Raw genomic sequence first — 22,960 nt, 5'->3', positions numbered from 1 at the left:
GTGGTGTTGTACGTAATGGGGTGCAGGTACGGCGGGCTTACGACTGTGCCGCCTTCGCTTCGCGGACCTTGCGCAGGGCTTCGAGCACCGCGGCCGGCACGAAACCGGACACGTCGCCGCCCAGGCGCGCGATCTCGCGGACCAGCGAGGACGAAATGAAGCTGTGCTGCTCGGCCGGGGTCAGGAACAGGGTCTCGACCTCGGGGATCAGGTGGCGGTTCATGCTGGCCATCTGGAACTCGTACTCGAAGTCGGACACCGCGCGCAGGCCGCGCAGCAGCACCCCGCCCTGGACCGAACGTACGAAATGGGCCAGCAGGGTATCGAAGCCGATGACTTCGACATTGCCATGGTGGGCCAGGGCGCCACGCGCCAGCTGCACGCGCTGTTCCAGCGGCAGCGCCGGGCCCTTCGACGGGCTCTGCGCCACGCCGACCACGACCTTTTCGAACAGCGGCGCGGCCCGGCTCACAAGGTCGATGTGACCGTTGGTGATCGGGTCGAACGTGCCGGGATAGACGGCAATGCGGCGGTTGGCCACGGTCATGGGCGGTAGCAGATGTTCAGATGAGGTCAAAGTGTAGCAGTGGCACGGCGGTACAGGGCAAAGCGCACCTCACGGGTGCCGCCCTCGCGGTGCAGCAGCCAGCCCTGCGGCAGCACCGGCACGTGGCCGGCCGGCGATTCCAGGTACAGCCAGGCATCGGCGGCCAGGTGCCGCGGCAGCTGGGCCAGCACGTCCTGCCACAGGCCATCGGCGAATGGCGGGTCGATGAACACCAGATCGGCCTGCTGCGCCTGCGCACCCTGCAGCCAGCGCAGGGCATCTGCCTGCACGACGCTGATCTGGTCGCTGGCCTGCAGCTTGGCCACGGCGGCGGTCAGGTTGCGTCCCAGCTGCGCATCGCGCTCGACCAGGGTGGCGTGGGCGGCACCGCGCGAGACGGCTTCCAGCCCCAATGCGCCGCTGCCTGCGAACAGGTCCAGGACGCGGGCCCCGCCCAGCTTGGGCATCAGCCAGTTGAACAGGGTCTCGCGCACACGGTCGCTGCTGGGCCGAAGCCCCGGCAGGGTCGGCACCGGCAAGCGGGTATTGCGCCAGCGACCGCCGATGATGCGGACCTGGCCGTCGTTGCCCCCACGGCCGCTCATTGGCGTCCCCGGCGGGAGGTATTCAAGAATTTCAGCATGAGTGGGATTGTAGTTCGGCCGGGCCGCGGCCGGGGACGCGCCAACGCATGCGCGCTGTCGCTCCCACGCTTCGCTGCGCGAAACGCGGGCCCCACTTACCAGCTTCCATACCCCCGCCGCTTCGCGGCCGCCCCCTGACTCAGGCGGCTCTACCCCAGACGCGATCCGATGCTCGACATACAGGCGGGGTCAGATCCGTTTTCCTGCGGAAAACGGATCTGACCCTGGTTTGGATTTCGATATCTGAGAGATTCCATCCACGCATGGCGTGGATCTACTGGCCGCCGGCCAACTATCGAAGGCGGGGCGGTGTCGGATTGCGCGGTGTCCGCGGCATGGATGCCGCGGCCAAGCCCCCAAGGACGGGTTCACGGCGTCCCCGCAATCCGACACCGCCCCGCCATCCCACGGATAGCCCGCTGTTGCTTCGGCTGTTGCTCTGGCCTCTGCGGGTGCCGGGCGCAGCCCGGCCGAACAACCCCTTGATTTCGGGACAATCACCCCTACCCCTTGGCGAGGCCGCACGCGCTGGCGCGGCATTGCACATGGAGCCCTATCGATGACCGAGACCACCCAGACCGAAACCCTTGGCTTCCAGACCGAAGTCAAGCAACTGCTGCAGCTGATGATCCACTCGCTGTACTCCAACAAGGAAATCTTCCTGCGCGAGCTGGTCTCCAACGCTGCCGACGCCGCCGACAAGCTACGCTTCGAGGCCCTGACCCAGCCGGCGCTGCTGGAAGGCGACAGCGAGCTGCGCGTGCGCGTCAGCTTCGACGCCGCCGCCCACACCATCACCATCGAAGACAACGGCATTGGCATGAGCCGCGCCGAAGCCATCGCCCACCTCGGCACCATCGCCAAGTCCGGCACCGGCGACTTCCTGCGGCAGCTGTCCGGCGACCAGAAGAAGGATTCGCAGCTGATCGGCCAGTTCGGCGTCGGCTTCTACAGCGCTTTCATCGTCGCCGACGAAGTGGAAGTGACCTCGCGCCGCGCCGGCCTGGCTGCGGCCGAAGGCGTGCGCTGGAGCTCGCATGGCGAAGGCGATTTCGAAGTGGCCACCGTCGACAAGGCCGAGCGCGGTACCCGCATCGTGCTGCACCTGAAGGACGGCGAGCACGACTTCGCCGATGGCTGGCGCCTGCGCAGCATCCTCAAGAAGTACTCGGACCACATCGGTCTGCCGATCCAGATGCCGAAGGAAGGTGGCGAAGAAGGCGCCGCCGTCGAGTGGGAGACCGTCAACCGCGCCAGCGCGCTGTGGACCCGCCCGCGCACCGAGATCAGCGACGCCGAGTACACCGAGTTCTACAAGCACGTAGCGCACGACCATAGCGACCCGCTGGCGTGGAGCCACAACAAGGTCGAGGGCAAGCTGGAGTACACCTCGCTGCTGTACGTGCCCGGCCGCGCGCCGTTCGACCTGTACCACCGCGATGCGCCCAAGGGCCTGAAACTGTACGTGCAGCGCGTGTTCGTGATGGACCAGGCCGAGCAGTTCCTGCCGCTGTACCTGCGCTTCATCAAGGGCGTGGTCGATTCCAACGACCTGTCGCTGAACGTCTCGCGCGAGATCCTGCAGTCCGGCCCGGTCATCGATTCGATGAAATCGGCGCTGACCAAGCGTTCGCTGGACATGCTGGAGAAGCTGGCCACCGACAAGCCCGAGCAGTACGCCACGTTCTGGAAGGAGTTCGGCCAGGTGCTGAAGGAAGGCCCGGCCGAGGACTACAACAACCGCGAGAAGGTGGCCGGCCTGCTGCGCTTCGCCTCCACCCGTGGCGACGGCGATGCGCAGAGCGTGTCGCTGGCCGATTACATCGGCCGCATGACCGAAGGCCAGGACAAGATCTACTACCTCACCGGCGAGAGCTACAGCCAGGTGCGCAACAGTCCGCACCTGGAAGTGTTCCGCAAGAAGGGCGTGGAAGTGCTGCTGCTGACCGACCGCATCGACGAGTGGCTGATGGGCTACCTGACCGATTTCGACGGCAAGGGCTTCGTCGACATCGCCCGTGGCGATCTCGACCTGGGCGCACTGGAAACCGATGCGGACAAGCAGGCACAGGAAGCGGCAGCAAAGGACAAGCAGGGCCTGGTCGAGCGGCTCAAGACGGTCCTGGGTGACGAAGTGGCCGAGGTGCGCGTGTCGCACCGCCTGACCGATTCGCCGGCGGTGCTGGCCATCGGCGAGCAGGACCTGGGCCTGCAGATGCGCCAGATCCTGGAAGCCAGCGGGCAGAAGGTGCCGGACAGCAAGCCGGTGCTGGAGATCAACCCGGGCCATCCGCTGATCGCCAAGCTCGACGCCGAAGCCGATGGCGCGCGCTTCGACGACCTCGGCCGGGTGCTGTTCGACCAGGCCGCGCTGGCCGCCGGTGACAGCCTGAAGGATCCGGGTGCCTATGTGGCGCGCCTGAACAAGCTGCTGCTGGAGCTGTCGGCCTGATCGAGGCGGTGGTCGCCGGGCATGGCCCAGCGGTGCCTTGGTAGAGGCCAACCTTGGTTGGCGCCCCAAAAGCGTGCCAACCAAGGTTGGCATCTGCCAGAACGGGGTCTGCGTGCCAACCAAGGTTGGCACCTGCCAGGGCGGGTCAAGCATGCCAACCAGGGTTGGCACCCAACAGGGGCGGCGGTTCGCGCCTGCCGAGGGGGCTCAGGCTTCCCGATCCAGCAGCGAACCCAGCAACGGGTCCTGGCGGCGGATCACCGAGGCATTGGCGGCGAAGGCCACCACCTCGGCTTTCGCCGCCAGCAGATCTCCCAGCGGTGCACCGACATCAGCGCCGGCGGCAGTCACCGAGGCCTGCACCCCACCCTGTCCAGTGGCACCGCGCTGCAACTGCAGGCGCTGCGCATCGGGGGTGGCCAGATTGGCCACGTTGTGCGCTGCCACCTGCACGCCCTGCTGGGCCGCACGCATCCCGCCGAGGGCGATTCCCATCACGTTGTTCATGGCGGTCTCCGGGCCGCTCCGCGCAACCCTCCGGACCGGTTAACGGCCGGCCGGCCGCGACCTTGAGTCCACATCGGCCCGACAGGCCCGAGTGGTAGCATATCCCTCTGATTTCAGCGCCTTTTGCCAATGCTCAGTTTTTTCCGCCGCAAGAAGCCCCAGGATGCCCCCACCACGGAGGCCTCCAAGACCCAGCACTACTCGGCTGAAGAGCTGGCGGCGGCGTTCCCGTCGGCCGCCCCGGCCGAAGACGCACCCACCGCCGCGGTGGTCGAAGCCAATGCACCCGCACCTGCACCGGAATCGGCCCCGGTCGCCGAAGTGCCTGCCGTGCCAGCTGCGCAGCCGGCCACCGCGCCCGAGGACGTCCAGGCTGAAGCGCTCGCTGCGGCCGCTGTGCTGGCTCCTCTGGCTCCGGTCATTCCGGCCGAGGAACCCACCGCCCCGGCCACCGACCTGCCTGCGCTGGTGGATGCCCCTCCGGCGCCCGCCGGCAAGCCCGGCTGGCGCGAGCGCCTGCGCAACAGCGTCATCGCGCGCAGCTTCGGCGGCCTGTTCTCGCGCAACCCCAAGCTCGACGACGATCTGCTGGACGAGCTGGAAACCGCCCTGATCACCGCCGACGTCGGCGTGGGCGCCACCACCGATCTGGTCGAGGGCCTGCGCAAGCGCATGAAGTCGCGCGAGTTCACCGACGCCAATGCGCTGCTGGCCGCGCTGCGCGCCGAGCTGATCGCGATCCTGCAGCCGGTGGCCAAGCCGCTGGTGATCGACCGCAATGCCAAGCCCTTCGTAGTGCTCACCGTCGGCGTCAACGGCGTCGGCAAGACCACCACCATCGGCAAGCTGGCCAAGCGCTTCAAGGATGACGGCCACAGCCTGATGCTGGCTGCCGGCGATACCTTCCGCGCCGCCGCCGTGGCCCAGCTGCAGGCCTGGGGCGAGCGCAACGGCGTGGCCGTGGTTGCGCAGGGGCAGAACGCCGATGCCGCTTCGGTGGCATTCGACGCGCTGCAGGCCGGCAAGGCCCGCGGCACCTCGGTGCTGATCGCCGATACCGCCGGCCGCCTGCACACCCAGTCCGGGCTGATGAACGAGCTGGGCAAGATCCGCCGCGTGCTCGGCAAGATCGACCCCACCGCCCCGCACGAAGTGCTGATGGTGATCGACGGCACCACCGGCCAGAACGCGCTGTCGCAGCTGCGCCAGTTCAATGCCGCAGTGAACGTGACCGGCCTGGTGGTGACCAAGCTGGACGGCACCGCCAAGGGCGGCGTGGTGTTCGCACTGGCCCGCGAGTTCGGCATTCCGATCCGCTTCGCCGGCATTGGCGAGCGCCCGGAAGACCTGCGTGTATTCGACCCGGAAGCCTTCGTCGACGCCCTGCTGCCCGAAGCATTGGGCGCCTGATACACCGTGCAGCCACGCATGGCGTGGCTCTACTGCGATCTGGTAGAGCCACCCCATGGGTGGCTGCCTCCTTCCGGAACACTCATGCCCCGCCAGCCGCACGCCAGCGCCGACACTGCCAAGGAAGACGACTTCGTCGCCCGCCTGCTGCACTGGTTCGACGACCACGGTCGCCATGACCTGCCCTGGCAGCACCCGCGCAGCCCCTATCGGGTCTGGTTGTCGGAGATCATGCTGCAGCAGACCCAGGTGGCCACGGTCATCCCGTACTTCCATCGGTTCCTGCAGCACTTCCCAACCCTGCCCGAGCTCGCCGCCGCCAGCAATGACGCGGTGATGGCGCAGTGGGCCGGGCTCGGCTACTACGCCCGCGCACGCAACCTGCATGCCGCCGCAAAGCGCTGCGTGGAACTGCACGACGGCGACCTGCCGCGCGATTTCGATGCATTGCATGCCCTGCCCGGCATCGGCCGCAGCACCGCCGGTGCGATCCTCAGCCAGACATGGAACGATCGGTTCGCGATTCTCGACGGCAACGTCAAGCGCGTGCTCAGCCGCTACCACGGCATCGACGGCTTTCCCGGCCTGCCGGCCATCGAGAAACAACTGTGGGCGATTGCCCAGGCGCACGTCGCGCAGGTGCCGGCCGGGCGTATGGCCGATTACACCCAGGCGCAGATGGATCTGGGCGCGACGGTATGCAGCCGGGCCAAGCCGGCCTGCGTGATCTGCCCGCTGCAGGACGAGTGCGTGGCGCGGCGCGAAGGCCGCACCGCTGAACTGCCCACGCCCAAGCCCAGCAAGACCCTGCCCGAACGCGAAGCGGTCGCCCTGCTGCTGCGCGACGCCCAGCAACGCGTGCTGCTGCAGAAGCGGCCGGACACCGGCATCTGGGCGCAGCTGTGGACGCTGCCGCAGGCCGAGGCCGGCAGCGACCTGCAGGACTGGTTCGACGCACATGTCGACGGCTCGCTGGAAGATGCAGAGGAACTGCCGGTGCTGCAGCACACCTTCAGCCACTACAGGCTGCACCTGCAGGTATTGTCACGGAAGGTGCGCGGCCTGCGTGTGGAAGAACCCACGCTGCGCTGGGTCGCCAACGACGAGCTACCCGCATTGGGCCTGCCTGCACCGATCCGCAAATTGCTCGACGGCGCCACGATCAAGACGCCGAAACGAAATTCCAGCAAACCCCGTAACCACGAGTGAATGCCATGCCCCGAACCGTCTTCTGCCAGTACGAACAACGCGATGCCGAGGGCCTGGACTTCGTGCCCTACCCCGGCGAGCTGGGCCAGCGCATCTTCAACAACATCGGCAAGCAGGCCTGGGCCGCGTGGCTGGCCCACCAGACCATGCTGATCAACGAGAACCGGCTGTCGCCGCGCACGCCGGAACATCGTGCGTTCCTTGAAGGCGAACTGGTCAAGTTCCTGTTCGAGAAGGACGCGGAAAAGCCGGCCGGCTTCACCCCGGAAACCTGACAGGCAGGTCGTGCAGGCCGATGGCCGGCAATCTGGCATCTGCGCGATGCCGGCCAGCGGCCGGCACTACCGCGCTATTTCGCGTTTTCCTCGCGCTCCTGCACCTGCGCCTGGCGCAGCTTCTGCTCGGACGCGCGCAGCGCCTTCACATCCAGCTTGCGGATGCTGTTGATGAAGCACGGCAGGCGCGGGCCGCCGGTGGGGTCGCGCACCAGCACTTTGTCAAAGCGCGACGACACACGGCCCATGCTGCTGGTCAGACCGATGGCGGTCGCATACGGCAGGTCCTGGCAGGGACCATTCAACTCCAGCAGATAGGCTTCGCTGGGACGGGTCCACACCGCCAGCGCACTGTCGCCCAGCTCGGTCCAGCCATTGAGGCTGCCAAAGAACTGCATGTCGTTCTGCGGCGCGCCGGCGTGGGCACGGTACAGATCCAGTTTTTCGGTACTGCTGAGCCGGCCGGTCGTCGCACAGGCGGCCAGTGCCAGGCAGAGTCCGGCCATCAGGATCGGGGTCTTCATGGCGATCTCCTCGGGGAACTGTCGCCATCATGCGCCTGGCCTGGCAACGCCGGCGCGACGGCTCGCGCCCCATTCAGCCGCCGGTCGGCGGCTACTGGCCGGACCACGGTAGACGCCAACCTTGGTTGGCGCTTGCCCTGCAGGAGCAGCCGACCAAGGCCGGCCTCTACCAAAGCGGTCCCAGCGCTCAGACGTCGGCGTGGGCCAGCGCGTGCAGGCGCCCTTCGCGCAGCTCCAGCACCCGGTCCAGGCGCCGCGCCAGGCTGCGGTCGTGGGTCACCAGCACCAGGCTGGTATGGCGCGCGCGGTTGAGTTCCAGCATCAGCTCGAACACGGTGCCGGCGGTGCGGTCATCCAGGTTGCCGGTCGGCTCGTCGCCGAGCACGCAGGCGGGATGGTTGACCAGCGCACGCGCCACTGCGGCACGTTGGCGTTCGCCGCCGGACAGCTCGCCCGGCTTGTGGTCCAGGCGATGGCCGAGGCCGACCGCTTCCAGCAGCGTGGTCGCCCGGCTGCTCGCCTCGGCCACGGCGGTGCCGGCCAGCAGCACCGGCATCATCACGTTTTCCAGCGCGGTGAATTCCGGCAGCAGGTGATGAAACTGGTAGACGAAGCCCAGCGCTTGGTTGCGCAGCAGACCGCGCGCGGTATCCGACAGCGCCGACATGCGCTGGCCGGTCACATACACTTCGCCGGCAGTCGGAATGTCCAGGCCGCCCAGCAGGTGCAGCAGCGTGCTCTTGCCGGCACCGGAGGCACCGATGATCGCCACCGTCTCGCCAGCAGTCACGGTCAGGTCCAGCCCATCGAACACCGGCGTCTGCATGCGCCCTTCGGCATAGGTCTTGCCCAGCGCTTCGGCGCGGATCACTTCATCGCCGCGGTTGACGACCTTATTCATAACGCAGGGCCTCCGCCGGCTGGGTGCGTGCTGCCCGCCAGGCGGGATACAGGGTGGCCAGGAAGCTCATCAGCAGCGCGACCACTGTGATCGCCACCACGTCGCCGGTCTGCATGTCGGTCGGCAGGCCGGTGATGTAGTACACGTCCTCCGGCAGCAGCTTGACGTTGAACACGCTCTCGATGGCGCCGAGGATGCGTTCCAGGTTGAGGGTCAGGGTGATGCCACCGATCAGGCCGGCCAGCGTGCCGAAGATGCCGATCAACGAGCCCTGCACCATGAACACCTGCATCACCCCGCCCGGGGTCAGGCCCAGGGTGCGCAGGATGGCAATGTCGGCCTGCTTGTCAGTCACCAGCATCACCTGCGAGGACACCAGGTTGAAGGCCCCCATGGCGATGATCAGCGACAGCAGGATGCCCATCACCACCTTCTCCATGCGCAGCGAGTGGTAGAGATTGGCGTTCTGCTGCGTCCAGTCACTCACGCGATAGGCGCCACCGAGGCTCTGCGCCAGGTCCACGCCCACTTCCAGCGAACGGTCCATGTCGTGCAGCTTCAGCCGCACGCCGGTGGCGCCGTCGCTACGCAGAACACGCTCCAGGTCCTGCATGTTGGCGAAGCCGACGCCGCGATCGACCTCGTTGTACCCGGCCTCGAAGATGCCGCTGACGGTGAAGCGCTTCATCCGTGGCACTGCACCGGCAGGCGTACCCTGCACTTCGGCAAAAGTCACCAGCACCTGGTCGCCAACGTCCACGCCCAGCCAGATCGCCAGCTCCTTGCCCAGCAGCAGGTTGAAGCTGCCCGGCTTGAGGCTGTCATAGCTGCCCTTGGTGACCTTCCTGTCGATCACCGAGACGTTCGGCTCCAGGGCCGGATCGATGCCCTGGATGATCGCACCCTGCACGCGCGGGCCGCTGATCATCGACTGGATCTCGATGTACGGCGCGGCACCCGCCACGCGCGGATCCTTGCGGGCGACATCGACCACGCGCATCCAGTCCGGCATCGGTTCACCGTCACGGCTGATGGTGGTGTGTGCGGTCATCTGCAGCAGGCGACTGCGGATTTCCTTCTGGAAACCGCTCATCACCGCCAGAGTGGTGATCAGCACCGTAACGCCAAGCGCGATGCCCAGGATCGATGCCATCGAGATGAAGGAGATGAAGCCGTTGCGGCGCTTGGCGCGCAGGTAGCGCAGGCCAATGGCCACGGGAATGGGTTTGAACATGCAGGCACGCCGGTCAATTCAGCTTATGGTGCCATCGACCGGGGCCGACGGGAAACGCTGCGTGCGGCCACGGCCAGTCGCAGTTCACGTCGCTGCCCGGAATCGAGCACATCCGGCCAGAACAGCAGGCGCCGGCGGCGCCGATCCTCACACCACAGCAACAACAGCCATGGGCCACGCACCACCAGCCTTGGCGTATCGACGTCCCGCCCGGCCACCTGCAGTGGCCCGGGAAGCGGAGGCAGAAGCACCTGCACGCGCGGCCGGCGCTGGCGCCAGGCCAGTTCGGCCAACCCGACGCCCCAGGCCAGCAGCAGCGCGGGCATCAGCAGCCGCGCAGGCAGATCGGAGGCACGCAGCAACCAGGGGGCGGCCAGCAGCACCACGACCTGGGCGGCGGCCTGCAGCCGCGAGGGGCGCCACTCAAGGCTTGAGGGCGAGGATCTTCTGCATGAGGGGGATCGCGTGCGCATGCGGGCAGGCCTCATAGCCCATGAACCAGCGCCACAACTTATCGTCCTCGCAGTCGAGCAGGAACAGGAAAACCTCGCGCTCTTCGGTCGGCGCAGTGCGCCATTCGTGGTCCAGGTAGCGGCCAAACAGCTGGTCCAGTTCTCGCATGCCGCGGCGGCAGCGCCAGCGCAGCTTCTTCAGCAGGACATCGTCTTCCATCGTGCTTCTCCAGATACAGCAAAGCCACGCATGGCGTGGCTCTACTGGGTGGTGCAGCCTCGCGTGGCGTGGCTCCACCGGGTACTGCCAGGCCTGTATCAGGCGCGGCGCTCCATCATCAGCTTCTTGATCTCGGCGATTGCCAGCGCCGGGTTCAGGCCCTTCGGGCAGGTCCGGGCACAGTTCATGATGGTGTGGCAGCGGTACAGCTTGAACGGATCTTCCAGATCGTCCAGGCGCGCGCCGGTGTCCTCATCGCGCGAGTCGATGATCCAGCGATAGGCCTGCAGCAGGATCGCCGGGCCCAGGTAACGCTCGCCGTTCCACCAGTAGCTCGGGCAGCTGGTCGAGCAGCAGGCGCACAGGATGCACTCATACAGGCCGTCGAGCTTCTTGCGGTCTTCCGGCGACTGCAGGCGCTCACGGTCCGGCGGTGCCGGGGTCTGGGTGCGGATCCACGGCTTGATCGAGGCGTACTGCGCGTAGAAGTGGGTCAGGTCCGGAACCAGATCCTTGACCACGTTCATGTGCGGCAGCGGGTAGATCGGCACTTCCTTCTTGCCGCAGTCCGAGATGGCTCGGGTGCAGGCCAGGGTGTTGGTGCCGTCGATGTTCATCGCGCACGAACCACAGATGCCTTCGCGGCAGGAGCGGCGGAAGGTCAGGGTCGGGTCGATCTCGTTCTTGATCTTGATCAGGGCGTCCAGGACCATCGGGCCACAGGCGTCCAGATCGACTTCATAGGTATCGGTGCGCGGGTTGCTGTCGTCGTCCGGACTCCAGCGGTAGATCTTGAAGGTGCGCACATTCTTGCCGCCGTTCTTGACGGGGAAGTGCTTGCCCTTCGTGATCTTGGAATTCTTGGGGAGTGAAAACTCGGCCATGGCTGCTCTCGTTGGCTCAGGCGGCCCGCGCCCGTGGGCGCGGATTGCATGGTAGGCGGGGTCGGATCAGTACACGCGCGGCTTCGGCGGCACCACGGACACGTCGTCGGTCAACGTGTACATGTGCACCGGACGGTAGTCGAAGCTGCACTTGCCCTTCTCGTCGACGCTGACCAGGGTGTGCTTCTGCCAGTTGACGTCGTCGCGGTCCGGATAGTCCTCGTGCGCATGCGCACCACGGCTTTCCTTGCGCTGTTCGGCCGAGTTGATCGTCGCCACCGCGTTGAGCAGCAGGTTGTTCAGCTCGTAGGTCTCGATCAGGTCCGAGTTCCAGACCAGCGAACGGTCGGAGACCTTCACGTCCTGGAACGAGTCGAAGATCTTGTCCATCTTCTCGCAGCCTTCCTTCAGCGTCTGGCTGGTGCGGAAGACGGCCGCGTCGGCCTGCATGGTGCGCTGCATGCGGTCGCGGATGACCGAGGTCGGGGTATCGCCGTTGGCGTGGCGCAGCTTGTCCAGCAGGCCCAGCGCCTTGTCGCAGGCATCGGCCGGCAGCGGCTTGTGCGCGGCGCCCGGCTTGATGGTCTCGGCGCAGCGGTTGGCCACCGCACGGCCGAACACCACCAGGTCGAGCAGCGAGTTCGAGCCCAGGCGGTTGGCGCCGTGCACGGACACGCAGGCCGCTTCGCCGATGGCGTACAGCCCCGGCACCACGGCGTTGTCGTTGTCGCCGACCTTCTGCACCACTTCACCGTGGTAGTTGGTCGGGATGCCGCCCATGTTGTAGTGCACGGTCGGAATGACCGGGATCGGCTGCTTGTGCACGTCGACGCCTGCGAAGATGCGGGCGCTCTCGGCGATGCCCGGCAGCTTCTCGTCGATCACGCCCGGGCCGAGGTGGGTCAGGTCGAGCAGGATGTGATCCTTGTGCTCGCCGACGCCGCGGCCTTCGCGGATCTCGATGGTCATCGAACGGCTGACCACGTCGCGCGAGGCCAGGTCCTTGTAGTGCGGTGCATAGCGCTCCATGAAGCGCTCGCCGCTGCTGTTGCGCAGGATGCCGCCTTCACCGCGGACACCCTCGGTGATCAGGCAGCCGGCGCCGTAGATGCCGGTCGGGTGGAACTGCACGAACTCCATGTCCTGCATGGCGATGCCGGCACGCATGGCCAGGCCGCCACCGTCGCCGGTGCAGGTGTGCGCCGAGGTAGCGCTGAAGTAGGCACGGCCGTAGCCGCCGGTGGCCAGCACCACGCCCTGGGCGCGGAACAGGTGCAGCGTGCCATCGGACATGTCCAGGGCCAGCACGCCGCGGCAGGCGCCTTCGTCGTCGAAGATCAGGTCGAGCGCGAAGTACTCGATCATGAAGCGCGCATCGTGCTTCAGCGACTGCTGGTACAGGGTGTGCAGCATCGCGTGGCCGGTACGGTCGGCCGCCGCGCAGGTACGCTGCGCCGCCGGGCCTTCGCCGTACTTGGTGGTCATGCCACCGAACGGACGCTGGTAGATCTTGCCTTCGGCGGTGCGCGAGAACGGCACACCGTAGTGTTCGAGTTCGATGATGGCCGGGATGGCCTCACGGCACATGTACTCGATGGCGTCCTGGTCACCCAGCCAGTCCGAACCCTTGATGGTGTCGAAGAAGTGGTAGCGCCAGTCGTCCTCGCCCATGTTGCCGAGTGCGGCCGAAATACCGCCCTGGGCGGCGACGGTGTGCGAACGGGTCGGGAAGACCTTGGTCAGGCACACGGTCTGCAGGCCCTTGGCGGCCAGGCCGAACGTGGCGCGCAGGCCGGCACCGCCGGCGCCGACCACGACCATGTCGTACTTGTGTTCGGTGATCTTGTAAGCGGACATCTAATCTGGATTCCTGTGTAGGTGCCTGGGCTCAGGCAACGCCGAGGGCGATGCGGCCCACCGCAAACACACTGACGATCATGCCGAGCACGGCGACGAACTTCACCGCGGTCTGCAGCACCAGGGCCAGCAGCGATTCGTGGATGTAGTCTTCCAGCACGACCTGCATGCCGAGCTGCGCGTGCCAGAACATGGCGATCAGCAGGCCGATCAGCGGCACTGCATTCCACGGCTTGGCCACGGCGGCGGCGGCGGTCGCGTAATCCGAGCCCAGCAGGCCCAGTACGAAGACTAGGAACCAGATGCCCAGCACCACCAGCGCGGCGGCGGTCAGGCGCTGGTGCACGAAATGCTCGGTGCCGGTCTTGGCCGAGCCCAGGCCGCGCACGTTCTTCAGCGGGGTACGGAACTTGCTCACGCGGCACCTCCGAACATCACATAGGCCCACACCAGCAGGGTGATCACCAGGCTGCCGATGACCGACAGCCAGCTGCTGCGGATGAAGGCAGGGATGCTGAAGCCGATGGCGAAGTCCTGCACTACATGACGGATGCCATTGCACAGGTGATAGGCGAACGACCATGTCCACGCGAACAGGAACACGCGGCCATACCAGGCCCCGGCATGGCCGGTGAAGCAGTTCCAGGACTCGGGCCCCATCATCAGGGCCAGCAGGCCGGCAGCGATGATGAGGGCACCAACAGACAGAAAGATGCCAGTGGCTCGATGCAGGATCGAGGTGGCCATCTGAATCTGCCAGCGATACACCTGAAGGTGCGGGGAAAGTGGGCGTTGTCTGGTCGCCATTCGCTGGGCTCGTTGTCTCGGCTGGGCGGCACGCGGCCGCGTTGGCTCAATGCTGATCAGAAATCGATGCAGCGTCCGTTTTTCTCCCAATCGCCATACCGCACCGGATCAAGTCCGCCGCGGCCGCCGAATTCCTCTGCTTTTTCCTGTTCCACGGGCACGGGTGCCGCAGGGACCAGCGGGGCTTCAGATTCGTCGTCGGGAGTGGGGGTTGTTTGGCCTATCATGTTCGGTCTCGCAACGCACAAATTTTAGACCTCGTTCACGTGCCTGACAACCTGCCCCCTGCTTTCGTCGGATATCCGCGCCTGCCCGGCCACCAGCTGCTGAGCCTGCAGGGCCCGGATGCGGCCGCCTTCGCCCACGCCCAATTCAGCAGCGATGTCACCGCCCTGCCCCTGCTGCACTGGCAGTGGAGCGCCTGGCTGACTGCCAAGGGCCGCACCCTGGCAGTGTTCCAGCTGCTCCGGCTGGCCGACGATCACGTGATGCTGGTGCTGGCCGACGGCGATGCCGATGAGATTGCGTCGCAACTGCAGCGCTTCGTGTTCCGTCGCAAGGTGCAGGTACAGGTGCGCAGCGATCTGGCCGTGGCCGGTGCGTTCACTGCGCCCGAGGCTGCCAGCGGCGCCGCGATCGCGCTCGCTGCAGGTGACGGCTGGGAGCTGGACCTGGGCAGCGACGCCCTGCCGCGCACCCTGCGCATCGGGGCGGCGGCTGCCGTTGCATCCGGCAGCGAAACCGATGAGGCCGCCTTCGCCCTCGCCTGGCGCCAGGCCGACCTGCGCTACGGATTGCCGCGCTTGGACGAAAGCCAGCGCGAAGTGTGGACCCCGCAGCAGCTGGGCCTGGACCGCCTGAATGGCTACAGCGTGAAGAAAGGCTGCTACCCGGGCCAGGAAATCGTCGCCCGCACCCACTTCCTCGGCAAGGCCAAGCGCGCGGTGCAGCTGCTGCATACTGCGGCACCGGCACAGGCCGGCGATGGCGTGCTGCAGGACGGCGCGACGCTGGGCACGATCGCCAGCGTAGCCGGTGACCTGGCGCTGGCGGTGCTGCCGCTGGAGGCTGGCGACGCCGAGCTGCAGGTGGGTGATGCCATTGCGCAGCGCGTGCCGCTGCTGGATGGCCTGGCCCGCTGAATCTGACGCGCCCTCATCCACGCATGGCGTGGATCTACTGACCGACCCGGTAGGTGCGGACCGTTGGTCCGCACTGCAACGAAGTAGCCGAGCATGGGCTCGGCTCTACAGAATCAGAGCCGCTCGCCGCTCTCTGCGTTGAAGAAGTGCAGGCCCTGCGGGTGAATCGCCACGCGGATCTGCTCGCCCACTGCTGGCAGCGACTGTGGTGCCACGCGCATGGTCAGCGCGTGCTGGCCACTGCTCATGTTGACGAAGATCTCGTTGCCGACCGGTTCGATGCCTTCGATGCGCGCGGTGAATGCATGCGCATCATCGGCAGCCGCCGGCTGCAGGTGCTCCGGGCGCACGCCCACCGCGATCGGCTTCTGCAGCCATGCCGGATCGATCGTCGCCTGGCCCAGGGGGGCACGCCATTCGCCGTCGACCACGCTCACGCCGCCGGCATCGCCCTGCAGCGTGCCGCGCAGCACGTTCATCGCCGGGCTGCCGAGGAAACCGGCCACGAACAGGTTGGCCGGGCGGTCGTAGAGCGCCATCGGGGTATCGATCTGCTGGATGATGCCGTCCTTCAGCACCACGATGCGCTGGCCCAGGGTCATCGCTTCAACCTGGTCGTGCGTCACGTAGATCATGGTGGTGCCCAGCTTGCGGTGCAGCTGCGCGATCTCGGTGCGCACGCTGTGGCGCAGCTTGGCGTCGAGGTTGGACAGCGGCTCGTCGAGCAGGAACACCGCCGGCTCGCGCACCAGCGCCCGGCCCAGTGCCACGCGCTGACGCTGGCCACCGGACATCGCCTTGGGCAGCTTGTCCATCATCTCGGTCAGGCCCAGCGTCTGCGCGGCTTCGGCGATGCGCTTGTCGATGGTTGCCTTGTCATGCCCGCGCAGCTTCAGGCCGAAGGCCAGGTTCTCGGCCACGGTCATGTGCGGATACAACGCGTAGCTCTGGAACACCATGGCGATGTCGCGATCCTTCGGCGCCACGTCGTTGACCACGCGATCACCAATGGTCAGCGTGCCACCGCTGATCTCTTCCAGGCCCGCCACCATCCGCAACAGGGTCGACTTGCCACAGCCGGACGGACCGACCAGCACCATCAGCTCGCCATCGGCGACCTCGAAGGTGGCGTCCTTCACCGCGACTTGGCCGTTGTCATAGACCTTGCGCACACCCTGCAACTGCACTTTTGCCATATCACCTATCCGGTCCGCCCGAAGCCGGGCTGTCTTTTGGGACTGCCTCGGCCCTCCCGATGGCAGTGATGATTGCGCGCCTGCCGCATGACGGCGAGCACTGCAATCGAATACAGTTGCCCATTCTGCCATGTAAACGTTTTCACGTGGCACTATCCGATGATCGGTGCGCACCGATCTGCGTCGGCGGTTGAACGAAGGTTCCGCCGAGGTAGTGGTTTCGAATGGAACGGTCTTCCGCAACCCCGGAGATCGCCCCTGACGAACCTCGGACAGGCAGTTGCGCGGATGTCCCCCGAACCCAGCCATGAAGCGATTGACAACGATGTCACCCGGATCTGAAACTCGAGCGATGCACGACACCCTCTTCCTGTTCGGTGCCACAGGTGATCTGGCCCAGCGCTACCTGTTCCCTTCGCTGCTTCGCCTGCTTGGCGACGGCCTGCTGCCGGAGGACTTCCGCATCCGCGCACTGGCCCTGTCCGGGCATGACACCGAAGCCTTCCATGACATCCTGCGGCCGCGCCTGCAGCAGGCCATGCCGATGGCCACGCAGGACGACATCGCTGCCCTGCTGCGCCGCATCGACTACCGTTCGGTGGACCTGCGCGACGTCGACTCGGTTGCCGCTGCGGTCTCCGACCTGGTGCACCGCAAGTGCGTCAGCTACCTCGCCATTCCGCCGGGCCTATACATTTCCACCTGCGAAGGCCTGGCCAAGGGCGGCGCCCTCGCCGCGCCGGCACGCCTGATGCTGGAGAAGCCGATCGGCAGCGACAGCGAGAGCGCCGAGGAAATCATCAGCACCATCGGCCAGTGGATCGACGAGGACCGCGTGTTCCGCCTCGACCACTACCTGGGCAAGGCGGCAGTGCAGAACCTGATCGCGCTGCGCTTCGGCAATACGCTGCTGGAAGCGGTGTGGAACCGCAACTACATCGAATCGGTGCACATCCTGGTGGCCGAGAGCGAAGGCGTGGACGGCCGTGACGCCTACTACGCCCGCTCCGGCGCGCTGCGCGACATGGTGCAGAGCCACATCCTGCAGCTGCTGTGCATGGTGGCGATGGAGCCGCCGGCGTCGCTGGAAGCCGACCGCATCCGTGACGAGAAGGTCAAGGTGCTGCGCGCCCTTCGCCCGCTCGACGCGAAGCACGCCGCGCGTGACAGCATCCGCGGCCGCTACACCGCTGGCACCATCAACGGCCAGCCGGCGCAGGCTTACCAGCCGCCGGAAGGCAGCGACGTGGAAACCTTCGCCGGTGTCACCGCGCATATCGACAACTGGCGCTGGAGCGGCGTGCCGTTCCATCTGGTCACCGGCAAGCGCCTGCCCGAGCGCACCACCCGCGTGGTGGTCACGCTGAAGCCGGTCACCCATTGGCTGTTCGAGCGCCCGCAGCGCGCGCAGGCCGCACCGAACCGCCTGGTGTTCCAGCTGCAGCCGCAGGAAAACATCGAACTGGGCCTGATGAGCAGCCTGGCCGGCCCGGAATGGGGCGCGCTGGAACTGCATCCGCTGGAACTGGAACTGTCAGTGCCAACCGGCCTGCATCGCCGCATCGCGTACGAGCGCCTGTTCCTGGATGCCTTCAATGGCAATCACACGCTGTTCGTGCGCGACGACGAAGTGCGTGCAGCGTGGGCCTGGATCGACAGCGTCGCCGACGCGTGGAAGGACGCCAAGCTGCCGCTGGAGCCCTACCCCGCCGGCCAATGGGGCCCGAGCAATGCCGGCGAGTTCCTGCCGCAGGGCGTGGACGCACCGGACAGCGGAGCGTCGGCATGAGCGCCAGCTCGCAGCCGGTGCTGGTGGCCGACATCGGCGGCACCAACGCCCGCTTCGCCCTGGCCGATACCTCGCAGGACGCGCCGCTGCGGAAGGACAGCATCCGCGAATACGCGGTGGCGGAGTTCCCTTCGCTGGGTGATGCGGCGCGCCACCACCTGGAACAGATCGGCGCCAGCGCAAGCCGCGGCGTGTTCGCAGTGGCCGGTCGCGTTGATGGCGATGAAGCGCGCATCACCAACCATCCGTGGGTGATCTCGCGCAACCGCACCGCAGCGATGCTCGGTTTCGACGAACTGCACCTGATCAACGACTTTGCCGCACAGGCGATGGCGATCTCATTGCTGCAGCCCGAGGACGTCGTCCAGGTCGGCGGTGCCGCCTGGGTTCCGGGTAAGCCGGGCCAGCCGCGCAACTACGCAGTGATCGGGCCGGGTACCGGCCTCGGCGTGGGCGGCCTGATCATGCGCCACGGCCGCTGCTATCCGCTGGAAACCGAAGGCGGCCATGTCAGTTTCCCGCCGGGAACTCCGGAAGAGATCCGCATCCTCGAGATCCTGTCCGAACAGTTCGGCCGCGTCTCCAACGAGCGCCTGATCTGTGGCCCCGGCCTGGTCAACATCCACCGCGCCGTGTGCGAGATGGCCGGTATCGACCCGGGCCAACTGCAGCCGGTGGACGTGACCGCCCGCGCCCTGCACGGTGATCCGCAGGCAATGCGCACCGTGGACGTGTTCTGCGCCGTGTTCGGCGCCATCGCCGGTGACCTGGTGCTCACCCAGGGCGCCTGGGATGGCGTGTTCCTGACCGGCGGCCTGACCCCGAAGATGCTCGATTCGCTGCAGCACTCCGGTTTCCGCCAGCGCTTCGAACACAAGGGCCGCTTCTCCTCGATCATGGCGCGCGTGCCCTCATTGGCAGTGATGCATCCCCACGCCGGATTGCTGGGCGCCGCCGCCTATGCCACCGACGCCGAACGTGACGCACCAGGAGTTGCCGCATGAACCCCAGCTTCCACGACGATCGCATCGAGTTCATCCAACACGGCGACGCCGACGGCTGGATCGAAGCGGTGGCCGCTGAGATGGCACGCACCCTCAACCACGACATCAATGAAGTGGGCCGCGCCCGCATCCTGTTGTCCGGCGGCACCACGCCGGCCCCGGTCTACCAGGCACTGGCCGAGCTGGACGTGCACTGGGACCGGGTTGAAGTGAGCCTGGCCGACGAGCGCTGGCTGTCGCCGCAGGATCGCGACAGCAACGCCTGGCTGGTGCGCGAGCACCTACTCAAGCGCACCGAGGGCGCCCACTTCGATCCGCTGGTACGGATCGGCAAGCCACTGCCCGAATGCGTGTACACCGCCAACCTGCAGGCGCAGCACAGCCAGCCGCCGAGCCTGGTAGCGCTGGGCATGGGCAACGACGGGCACACCGCCTCGCTGTTCCCTGGCTCGAAAGACCTCGCACGCGCACTGGAAAGCACCCTGCCCTATGCCGCGCTGGATGCCACCGGCTGCCCAGGCGCGAACCAGTGGCCGCTGCGCATCACGCTGACCCCGCACGGCCTGCGCCAGTGCCGCCAGCGCCTGCTGCTGCTGCGTGGCAAGCAGAAGCTGCAGGTACTGCGCCAGGCGCTGGACAGCAACGACGCCCAGCAGTACCCGATCCTCAATGCGATCAACCTGGAAGGCGCGCGCCTGCGCGTCCACTGGGCTGATTGATGTCGGCGGCGGCGCCGTGCCGCCGCTTGCCTCTCGCCACCATGAACGCCGGTAGCCAATGAGCCTCCATCCTCAACTGCAAGCCATCACTGAGCGCGTCATCCGCCGCAGCGCCGCCTCGCGCGCCGCCTATCTGGCCGCGATCGATGCCTCCCTGCGTGAGGGCCCGTTCCGCAGCCGCCTGAGTTGCGGCAACCTCGCCCACGGGTTCGCCGCCTGCGGCGGCACCGACAAGAGCCGCCTGCGCGGCGGCGTGACGCCGAACCTGGGCATCATCACCGCCTACAACGACATGCTGTCGGCCCACCAGCCGTTCGAGACCTATCCCGAACAGATCCGCGACATCGCCCGCGAGCTGGGCGCCACCGCGCAGGTCGCCGGCGGCGTCCCTGCGATGTGCGACGGTGTCACCCAGGGCCGTGGTGGCATGGAGCTGTCGCTGTTCTCGCGCGATGTCATTGCCCAGGCCACGGCCATCGGCCTCAGCCATGACATGTTCGATACCACCGTCTACCTCGGCGTGTGCGACAAGATCGTGCCGGGCCTGCTGATCGGTGCGCTGGCCTTCGGCCATCTGCCGGCGGTGTTCGTACCGGCCGGCCCGATGACCCCGGGCATCCCGAACAAGCAGAAGGCCGAAGTGCGCGAGCGCTACGCCGCCGGTGAGGCCACCCGCGAAGAGCTGCTGGAAGCCGAGTCCGCGTCGTACCACGGTGCGGGCACCTGCACCTTCTACGGCACGGCCAACTCCAACCAGGTGTTGCTGGAAGCCATGGGCGTGCAGTTGCCGGGCGCATCGTTCGTCAATCCGGGCACGCCGCTGCGCGACGCCCTGACCCGCGAGGCAACCGAACGCGCGCTGGACATCACCGCACTGGGCGACGATTTCCGCCCGCTGGGCCGGATCATCGACGAGCGCGCGATCATCAACGCGGTCATCGCGCTGATGGCCACTGGCGGTTCGACCAACCACACCATCCACTGGATCGCGGTGGCGCGTGCGGCCGGCATCGTGCTGACCTGGGACGACTTCGACGAACTGTCGCAGCTGATTCCGCTGCTGGCCCGTGTCTACCCGAACGGCGAGGCCGACGTGAACCGTTTCGCGGCCGCTGGCGGCCCGGCCTTCGTGTTCGGCGAGCTGATCAAGGCGGGCCTGATGCACGGCGATCTGGTCAGCGTCGCGCGTGGCGGCATGTCCGACTATGCGCGCGAGCCGCAACTGCGTGACGGCCGGCTGGTCTACCTGCCGGGCCTGGAACACAGCGCCGATGACGAAGTGGTTCGTGGCGTCGACAATCCGTTCGAGCACCAGGGTGGCCTGCGCCTGCTGCGTGGCAACCTCGGCAAGTCGCTGATCAAGCTGTCGGCGGTGAAACCGCAGTACCGGACGATCGAAGCACCTGCGGTGGTGGTCGATGCACCGCAGGTATTGAACAAGCTGCACGCCGGTGGCCTGCTGCCGCAGGACTTCGTGGCGGTGGTGCGCTACCAGGGCCCGCGTGCCAACGGCATGCCCGAACTGCATTCGCTGGCACCGCTGCTGGGCCTGCTGCAGAACCAGGGCCGGCGCGTGGCGCTGGTCACCGACGGCCGCCTGTCCGGTGCGTCGGGCAAGATCCCGGCGGCCATCCATGTGACGCCGGAAGCGGCGCGTGGTGGCCCGCTGTCCAAGGTCCGCGAGGGCGACATGATCCGCCTCGACGGCGAGGCCGGCACGCTGGAAGTGCTGGTGGACGCGGCGGAATGGGCAGCACGTCCGCTGGCGCCGAACACCGCGCCGGCCGCGCATGACCTGGGCCGCAACCTGTTCGCGATCAACCGTCGCGTGGTGGGCCCGGCCGACCAGGGCGCGATTTCGATTTCGTGCGGGCCGGCGGCGGCCGATGGCGGGCCGTGGGAGTACGACGCGGAGTATGAGCTGGGGCACGATGCCGCAGCGGCGGCGGCGCCGCATGAGGCGAAAGACGCCTGACGCGAAAAGCCGCGGCAGGCTTCCCGGCTTGGGCAGTAGAGCGCCCTGGCCGGGACACGCCGTAAACCCATTCATGGGGGCTCGATCGCGGCATTCATGCCGCTCACAGTCCCGGCCAGGGCGCTCTACTGCCCTTGGACAATTCCCGGCGCGTCATTTGCGCTGCGGCCACTGAATCAAGAAGAGCAAAGGCAAGGGCAAAAGCATGGGTATCGAACAACATCAGGTGAAGGCGGCGGAGCTGTTGCATGCGGCGGGCATCCTGCCGGTGGTGACGATTCATACGCTGGACCAGGCGCGAGCGGTCAGTGCGGCGCTGCTGGAAGGTGGTCTGCCGGCGATCGAGCTGACGCTGCGCACGCCGGTGGCGATGGAAGCGCTGGCAATGCTCAAGCGCGAGCTGCCGGACGTGGTGGTGGGCGCCGGTACGGTGCTGACCGTGGAGCAGATGCAGCAGTCGATCGATGCGGGTGCTGACTTCCTGGTGACCCCGGGGACGCCGCCGGCGCTGGCTGATGCACTTGCCGCTGCGCCGCTGCCGGTGGTGCCGGGTGCGGCGACGCCGACCGAGCTGCTGTCGCTCTACGCCCGCGGTTTCCGCGTGTGCAAGCTGTTCCCGGCCACAGCCGTGGGCGGGCTGGCGATGATCAAGGGACTGGCCGGCCCGGTTGCCGACCTCAAGCTGTGCCCGACCGGCGGCATCACCGAGAACACCGCCGCCGAGTACCTCGAGCAGAAGAACGTGGTCTGCATCGGTGGTTCGTGGATGGTGCCGGGCAACTGGATTGCCGACGGCGAATGGGACAAGGTGCGCGCCAGCGCCGCCGACGCCGCGAAGATCATCAAGCGCGTGCGCGGCCACTGACATGAAGATCGGGGTCAGAGCCCTTTCCCGCCGGGAAAGGGATCCGACCCCAGGTTGCGAGCGCGCACAGCGCGCGACCCGCTCCTGCTCTTCAATCTTCATTCCGCGGTGGCGGCGCACGGAAACTGTCGGTGGCCCTGCGGAGGGATTGCGCAGGGGCGTAAGCGCCATGGATGGCGCGCCCGAGTCTTATCTGATGGAAATCTGTCAGCGTAGGTGTCGAGAGCCGGCGTGGGCCGCCGTACGAGCCCGGATCTCGACGATCCGTAGCCAGGATCGCGACGATCGCCCTGTAGCTTGGCGCCCACGCCGGAATCTCCCTTGATCCGCCCGAACAGTTGCTGGAG

24 protein-coding genes are annotated in these 22,960 nt (G+C 67.1%); 10 read left to right on the top strand and 14 right to left on the bottom strand.

Annotation, left to right across the window (positions count from 1 at the left end; genetic code table 11):
* Window positions 1-37 precede the first annotated feature (37 nt).
* Window positions 38-547, bottom strand: coding sequence for a pantetheine-phosphate adenylyltransferase (gene coaD, locus ACM0O9_RS16870; RefSeq protein WP_005416145.1), 510 nt, complete (start codon window positions 545-547; stop codon window positions 38-40).
* Between the two features lie 26 nt (window positions 548-573).
* Window positions 574-1,152, bottom strand: coding sequence for a 16S rRNA (guanine(966)-N(2))-methyltransferase RsmD (gene rsmD, locus ACM0O9_RS16865; RefSeq protein WP_005416144.1), 579 nt, complete (start codon window positions 1,150-1,152; stop codon window positions 574-576).
* A gap of 598 nt (window positions 1,153-1,750) precedes the next feature.
* On the opposite strand from rsmD, the gene htpG reads away from it, so the two are divergent.
* Complete coding sequence (gene htpG / locus ACM0O9_RS16860; protein ID WP_235649969.1) at window positions 1,751-3,643, top strand: molecular chaperone HtpG; 1,893 nt, start codon at window positions 1,751-1,753, stop codon at window positions 3,641-3,643.
* Window positions 3,644-3,850: 207 nt separating this feature from the next.
* Here the strand turns inward: htpG and ACM0O9_RS16855 are convergent, their stop codons facing one another.
* Window positions 3,851-4,150, bottom strand: a complete 300-nt coding sequence (locus ACM0O9_RS16855) for a hypothetical protein (RefSeq protein ID WP_065185205.1) — start codon at window positions 4,148-4,150, stop codon at window positions 3,851-3,853.
* Between the two features lie 129 nt (window positions 4,151-4,279).
* Between ACM0O9_RS16855 and ftsY the strand changes: the two genes are divergently transcribed.
* The 3 genes from ftsY (at window position 4,280) to ACM0O9_RS16840 (ending at window position 7,044) form a co-directional block, all read left to right on the top strand.
* A complete protein-coding gene (gene ftsY / locus ACM0O9_RS16850) occupies window positions 4,280-5,560 on the top strand; it encodes a signal recognition particle-docking protein FtsY (RefSeq protein WP_164093464.1) in 1,281 nt (426 codons plus the stop codon).
* Between the two features lie 84 nt (window positions 5,561-5,644).
* Complete coding sequence (mutY, locus tag ACM0O9_RS16845; RefSeq protein WP_235649970.1) at window positions 5,645-6,769, top strand: A/G-specific adenine glycosylase; 1,125 nt, start codon at window positions 5,645-5,647, stop codon at window positions 6,767-6,769.
* A 5-nt stretch (window positions 6,770-6,774) separates the two neighbouring features.
* A complete protein-coding gene (locus ACM0O9_RS16840) occupies window positions 6,775-7,044 on the top strand; it encodes an oxidative damage protection protein (RefSeq protein ID WP_005416139.1) in 270 nt (89 codons plus the stop codon).
* A gap of 74 nt (window positions 7,045-7,118) precedes the next feature.
* Here the strand turns inward: ACM0O9_RS16840 and ACM0O9_RS16835 are convergent, their stop codons facing one another.
* The 10 genes from ACM0O9_RS16835 to ACM0O9_RS16790 all read right to left on the bottom strand — a co-directional run bounded on the left by ACM0O9_RS16835 (window position 7,119) and on the right by ACM0O9_RS16790 (window position 14,150).
* A complete protein-coding gene (locus tag ACM0O9_RS16835) occupies window positions 7,119-7,568 on the bottom strand; it encodes a DUF6491 family protein (RefSeq protein WP_065179417.1) in 450 nt (149 codons plus the stop codon).
* A 187-nt stretch (window positions 7,569-7,755) separates the two neighbouring features.
* Window positions 7,756-8,469, bottom strand: coding sequence for a lipoprotein-releasing ABC transporter ATP-binding protein LolD (gene lolD, locus ACM0O9_RS16830; protein WP_032954095.1), 714 nt, complete (start codon window positions 8,467-8,469; stop codon window positions 7,756-7,758).
* On the bottom strand, window positions 8,462-9,703 hold the full coding sequence (locus tag ACM0O9_RS16825) for a lipoprotein-releasing ABC transporter permease subunit (RefSeq protein WP_005416136.1): 1,242 nt from the start codon (window positions 9,701-9,703) through the stop codon (window positions 8,462-8,464). The genes lolD and ACM0O9_RS16825 overlap by 8 nt, the downstream gene beginning before the upstream one ends.
* Window positions 9,704-9,726: 23 nt before the next feature.
* Window positions 9,727-10,176, bottom strand: a complete 450-nt coding sequence (locus ACM0O9_RS16820) for a hypothetical protein (protein WP_065185207.1) — start codon at window positions 10,174-10,176, stop codon at window positions 9,727-9,729.
* Window positions 10,127-10,375 carry an FAD assembly factor SdhE gene (locus tag ACM0O9_RS16815; RefSeq protein WP_005416134.1) on the bottom strand — a complete coding sequence of 83 codons (249 nt, stop codon included), beginning with the start codon at window positions 10,373-10,375 and terminating at the stop codon, window positions 10,127-10,129. The genes ACM0O9_RS16820 and ACM0O9_RS16815 overlap by 50 nt, the downstream gene beginning before the upstream one ends.
* A 98-nt stretch (window positions 10,376-10,473) precedes the next feature.
* Window positions 10,474-11,259: a succinate dehydrogenase iron-sulfur subunit gene (locus ACM0O9_RS16810; protein WP_005409079.1), complete on the bottom strand. Its 786-nt coding sequence runs from the start codon at window positions 11,257-11,259 to the stop codon at window positions 10,474-10,476.
* Window positions 11,260-11,325: 66 nt separating this feature from the next.
* Window positions 11,326-13,116, bottom strand: a complete 1,791-nt coding sequence (gene sdhA / locus ACM0O9_RS16805) for a succinate dehydrogenase flavoprotein subunit (protein ID WP_014036803.1) — start codon at window positions 13,114-13,116, stop codon at window positions 11,326-11,328.
* A gap of 31 nt (window positions 13,117-13,147) precedes the next feature.
* The gene (gene sdhD, locus ACM0O9_RS16800) at window positions 13,148-13,534 is read right to left on the bottom strand and encodes a succinate dehydrogenase, hydrophobic membrane anchor protein (protein WP_005409077.1); all 387 of its coding nucleotides are present in this window, start codon (window positions 13,532-13,534) and stop codon (window positions 13,148-13,150) included.
* Window positions 13,531-13,923: a succinate dehydrogenase, cytochrome b556 subunit gene (gene sdhC, locus ACM0O9_RS16795; protein WP_005416132.1), complete on the bottom strand. Its 393-nt coding sequence runs from the start codon at window positions 13,921-13,923 to the stop codon at window positions 13,531-13,533. The genes sdhD and sdhC overlap by 4 nt, the downstream gene beginning before the upstream one ends.
* A gap of 56 nt (window positions 13,924-13,979) precedes the next feature.
* Window positions 13,980-14,150 carry a DUF1674 domain-containing protein gene (locus ACM0O9_RS16790; protein WP_005409075.1) on the bottom strand — a complete coding sequence of 57 codons (171 nt, stop codon included), beginning with the start codon at window positions 14,148-14,150 and terminating at the stop codon, window positions 13,980-13,982.
* A gap of 39 nt (window positions 14,151-14,189) precedes the next feature.
* Here ACM0O9_RS16790 and ygfZ point away from each other — a divergent pair, with 39 nt between their 5' ends.
* Window positions 14,190-15,065, top strand: coding sequence for a CAF17-like 4Fe-4S cluster assembly/insertion protein YgfZ (ygfZ, locus tag ACM0O9_RS16785; RefSeq protein WP_065179414.1), 876 nt, complete (start codon window positions 14,190-14,192; stop codon window positions 15,063-15,065).
* Between the two features lie 113 nt (window positions 15,066-15,178).
* On the opposite strand, the gene ACM0O9_RS16780 is transcribed toward ygfZ, so the two are convergent.
* A complete protein-coding gene (locus ACM0O9_RS16780) occupies window positions 15,179-16,261 on the bottom strand; it encodes an ABC transporter ATP-binding protein (RefSeq protein WP_065179413.1) in 1,083 nt (360 codons plus the stop codon).
* Between the two features lie 352 nt (window positions 16,262-16,613).
* Here ACM0O9_RS16780 and zwf point away from each other — a divergent pair, with 352 nt between their 5' ends.
* From zwf to eda, 5 genes are all read left to right on the top strand, one after another.
* A complete protein-coding gene (gene zwf / locus ACM0O9_RS16775) occupies window positions 16,614-18,050 on the top strand; it encodes a glucose-6-phosphate dehydrogenase (protein WP_005416129.1) in 1,437 nt (478 codons plus the stop codon).
* A complete protein-coding gene (glk, locus tag ACM0O9_RS16770) occupies window positions 18,047-19,054 on the top strand; it encodes a glucokinase (protein WP_005416128.1) in 1,008 nt (335 codons plus the stop codon). The genes zwf and glk overlap by 4 nt, the downstream gene beginning before the upstream one ends.
* Window positions 19,051-19,773 carry a 6-phosphogluconolactonase gene (gene pgl, locus ACM0O9_RS16765; RefSeq protein ID WP_049413491.1) on the top strand — a complete coding sequence of 241 codons (723 nt, stop codon included), beginning with the start codon at window positions 19,051-19,053 and terminating at the stop codon, window positions 19,771-19,773. The genes glk and pgl overlap by 4 nt, the downstream gene beginning before the upstream one ends.
* A 58-nt stretch (window positions 19,774-19,831) precedes the next feature.
* Window positions 19,832-21,748 carry a phosphogluconate dehydratase gene (gene edd, locus ACM0O9_RS16760; protein ID WP_235649971.1) on the top strand — a complete coding sequence of 639 codons (1,917 nt, stop codon included), beginning with the start codon at window positions 19,832-19,834 and terminating at the stop codon, window positions 21,746-21,748.
* Between the two features lie 205 nt (window positions 21,749-21,953).
* On the top strand, window positions 21,954-22,613 hold the full coding sequence (gene eda / locus ACM0O9_RS16755; protein WP_049429315.1) for a bifunctional 4-hydroxy-2-oxoglutarate aldolase/2-dehydro-3-deoxy-phosphogluconate aldolase: 660 nt from the start codon (window positions 21,954-21,956) through the stop codon (window positions 22,611-22,613).
* The last annotated feature ends 347 nt before the right edge of the window (window positions 22,614-22,960 follow it).

The organism is Stenotrophomonas sp. FR012 (assembly GCF_047520565.2).
GTDB lineage: Bacteria > Pseudomonadota > Gammaproteobacteria > Xanthomonadales > Xanthomonadaceae > Stenotrophomonas > Stenotrophomonas sepilia.
Note: the sequence above shows the minus strand (reverse complement) of the source record. Positions and strands in the feature narration are given on the sequence as shown.

Excerpts from the sequence above, each read along its gene's own strand:
- ACM0O9_RS16790 (WP_005409075.1), bottom strand. The coding sequence starts at position 14,150 with ATGATAGGCCAAACAACCCCCACTCCCGACGACGAATCTGAAGCCCCG.
- zwf (WP_005416129.1), top strand. The coding sequence starts at position 16,614 with ATGCACGACACCCTCTTCCTGTTCGGTGCCACAGGTGATCTGGCCCAG.
- ACM0O9_RS16815 (WP_005416134.1), bottom strand. The coding sequence starts at position 10,375 with ATGGAAGACGATGTCCTGCTGAAGAAGCTGCGCTGGCGCTGCCGCCGC.
- sdhA (WP_014036803.1), bottom strand. The coding sequence starts at position 13,116 with ATGTCCGCTTACAAGATCACCGAACACAAGTACGACATGGTCGTGGTC.
- glk (WP_005416128.1), top strand. The coding sequence starts at position 18,047 with ATGAGCGCCAGCTCGCAGCCGGTGCTGGTGGCCGACATCGGCGGCACC.
- ACM0O9_RS16780 (WP_065179413.1), bottom strand. The coding sequence starts at position 16,261 with ATGGCAAAAGTGCAGTTGCAGGGTGTGCGCAAGGTCTATGACAACGGC.
- pgl (WP_049413491.1), top strand. The coding sequence starts at position 19,051 with ATGAACCCCAGCTTCCACGACGATCGCATCGAGTTCATCCAACACGGC.
- edd (WP_235649971.1), top strand. The coding sequence starts at position 19,832 with ATGAGCCTCCATCCTCAACTGCAAGCCATCACTGAGCGCGTCATCCGC.
- mutY (WP_235649970.1), top strand. The coding sequence starts at position 5,645 with ATGCCCCGCCAGCCGCACGCCAGCGCCGACACTGCCAAGGAAGACGAC.
- ACM0O9_RS16855 (WP_065185205.1), bottom strand. The coding sequence starts at position 4,150 with ATGAACAACGTGATGGGAATCGCCCTCGGCGGGATGCGTGCGGCCCAG.
- ACM0O9_RS16820 (WP_065185207.1), bottom strand. The coding sequence starts at position 10,176 with ATGCGCACGCGATCCCCCTCATGCAGAAGATCCTCGCCCTCAAGCCTT.
- rsmD (WP_005416144.1), bottom strand. The coding sequence starts at position 1,152 with ATGAGCGGCCGTGGGGGCAACGACGGCCAGGTCCGCATCATCGGCGGT.
- ACM0O9_RS16840 (WP_005416139.1), top strand. The coding sequence starts at position 6,775 with ATGCCCCGAACCGTCTTCTGCCAGTACGAACAACGCGATGCCGAGGGC.
- ACM0O9_RS16825 (WP_005416136.1), bottom strand. The coding sequence starts at position 9,703 with ATGTTCAAACCCATTCCCGTGGCCATTGGCCTGCGCTACCTGCGCGCC.
- coaD (WP_005416145.1), bottom strand. The coding sequence starts at position 547 with ATGACCGTGGCCAACCGCCGCATTGCCGTCTATCCCGGCACGTTCGAC.
- lolD (WP_032954095.1), bottom strand. The coding sequence starts at position 8,469 with ATGAATAAGGTCGTCAACCGCGGCGATGAAGTGATCCGCGCCGAAGCG.
- eda (WP_049429315.1), top strand. The coding sequence starts at position 21,954 with ATGGGTATCGAACAACATCAGGTGAAGGCGGCGGAGCTGTTGCATGCG.
- ACM0O9_RS16835 (WP_065179417.1), bottom strand. The coding sequence starts at position 7,568 with ATGAAGACCCCGATCCTGATGGCCGGACTCTGCCTGGCACTGGCCGCC.
- ACM0O9_RS16810 (WP_005409079.1), bottom strand. The coding sequence starts at position 11,259 with ATGGCCGAGTTTTCACTCCCCAAGAATTCCAAGATCACGAAGGGCAAG.
- htpG (WP_235649969.1), top strand. The coding sequence starts at position 1,751 with ATGACCGAGACCACCCAGACCGAAACCCTTGGCTTCCAGACCGAAGTC.
- sdhC (WP_005416132.1), bottom strand. The coding sequence starts at position 13,923 with ATGGCGACCAGACAACGCCCACTTTCCCCGCACCTTCAGGTGTATCGC.
- ftsY (WP_164093464.1), top strand. The coding sequence starts at position 4,280 with ATGCTCAGTTTTTTCCGCCGCAAGAAGCCCCAGGATGCCCCCACCACG.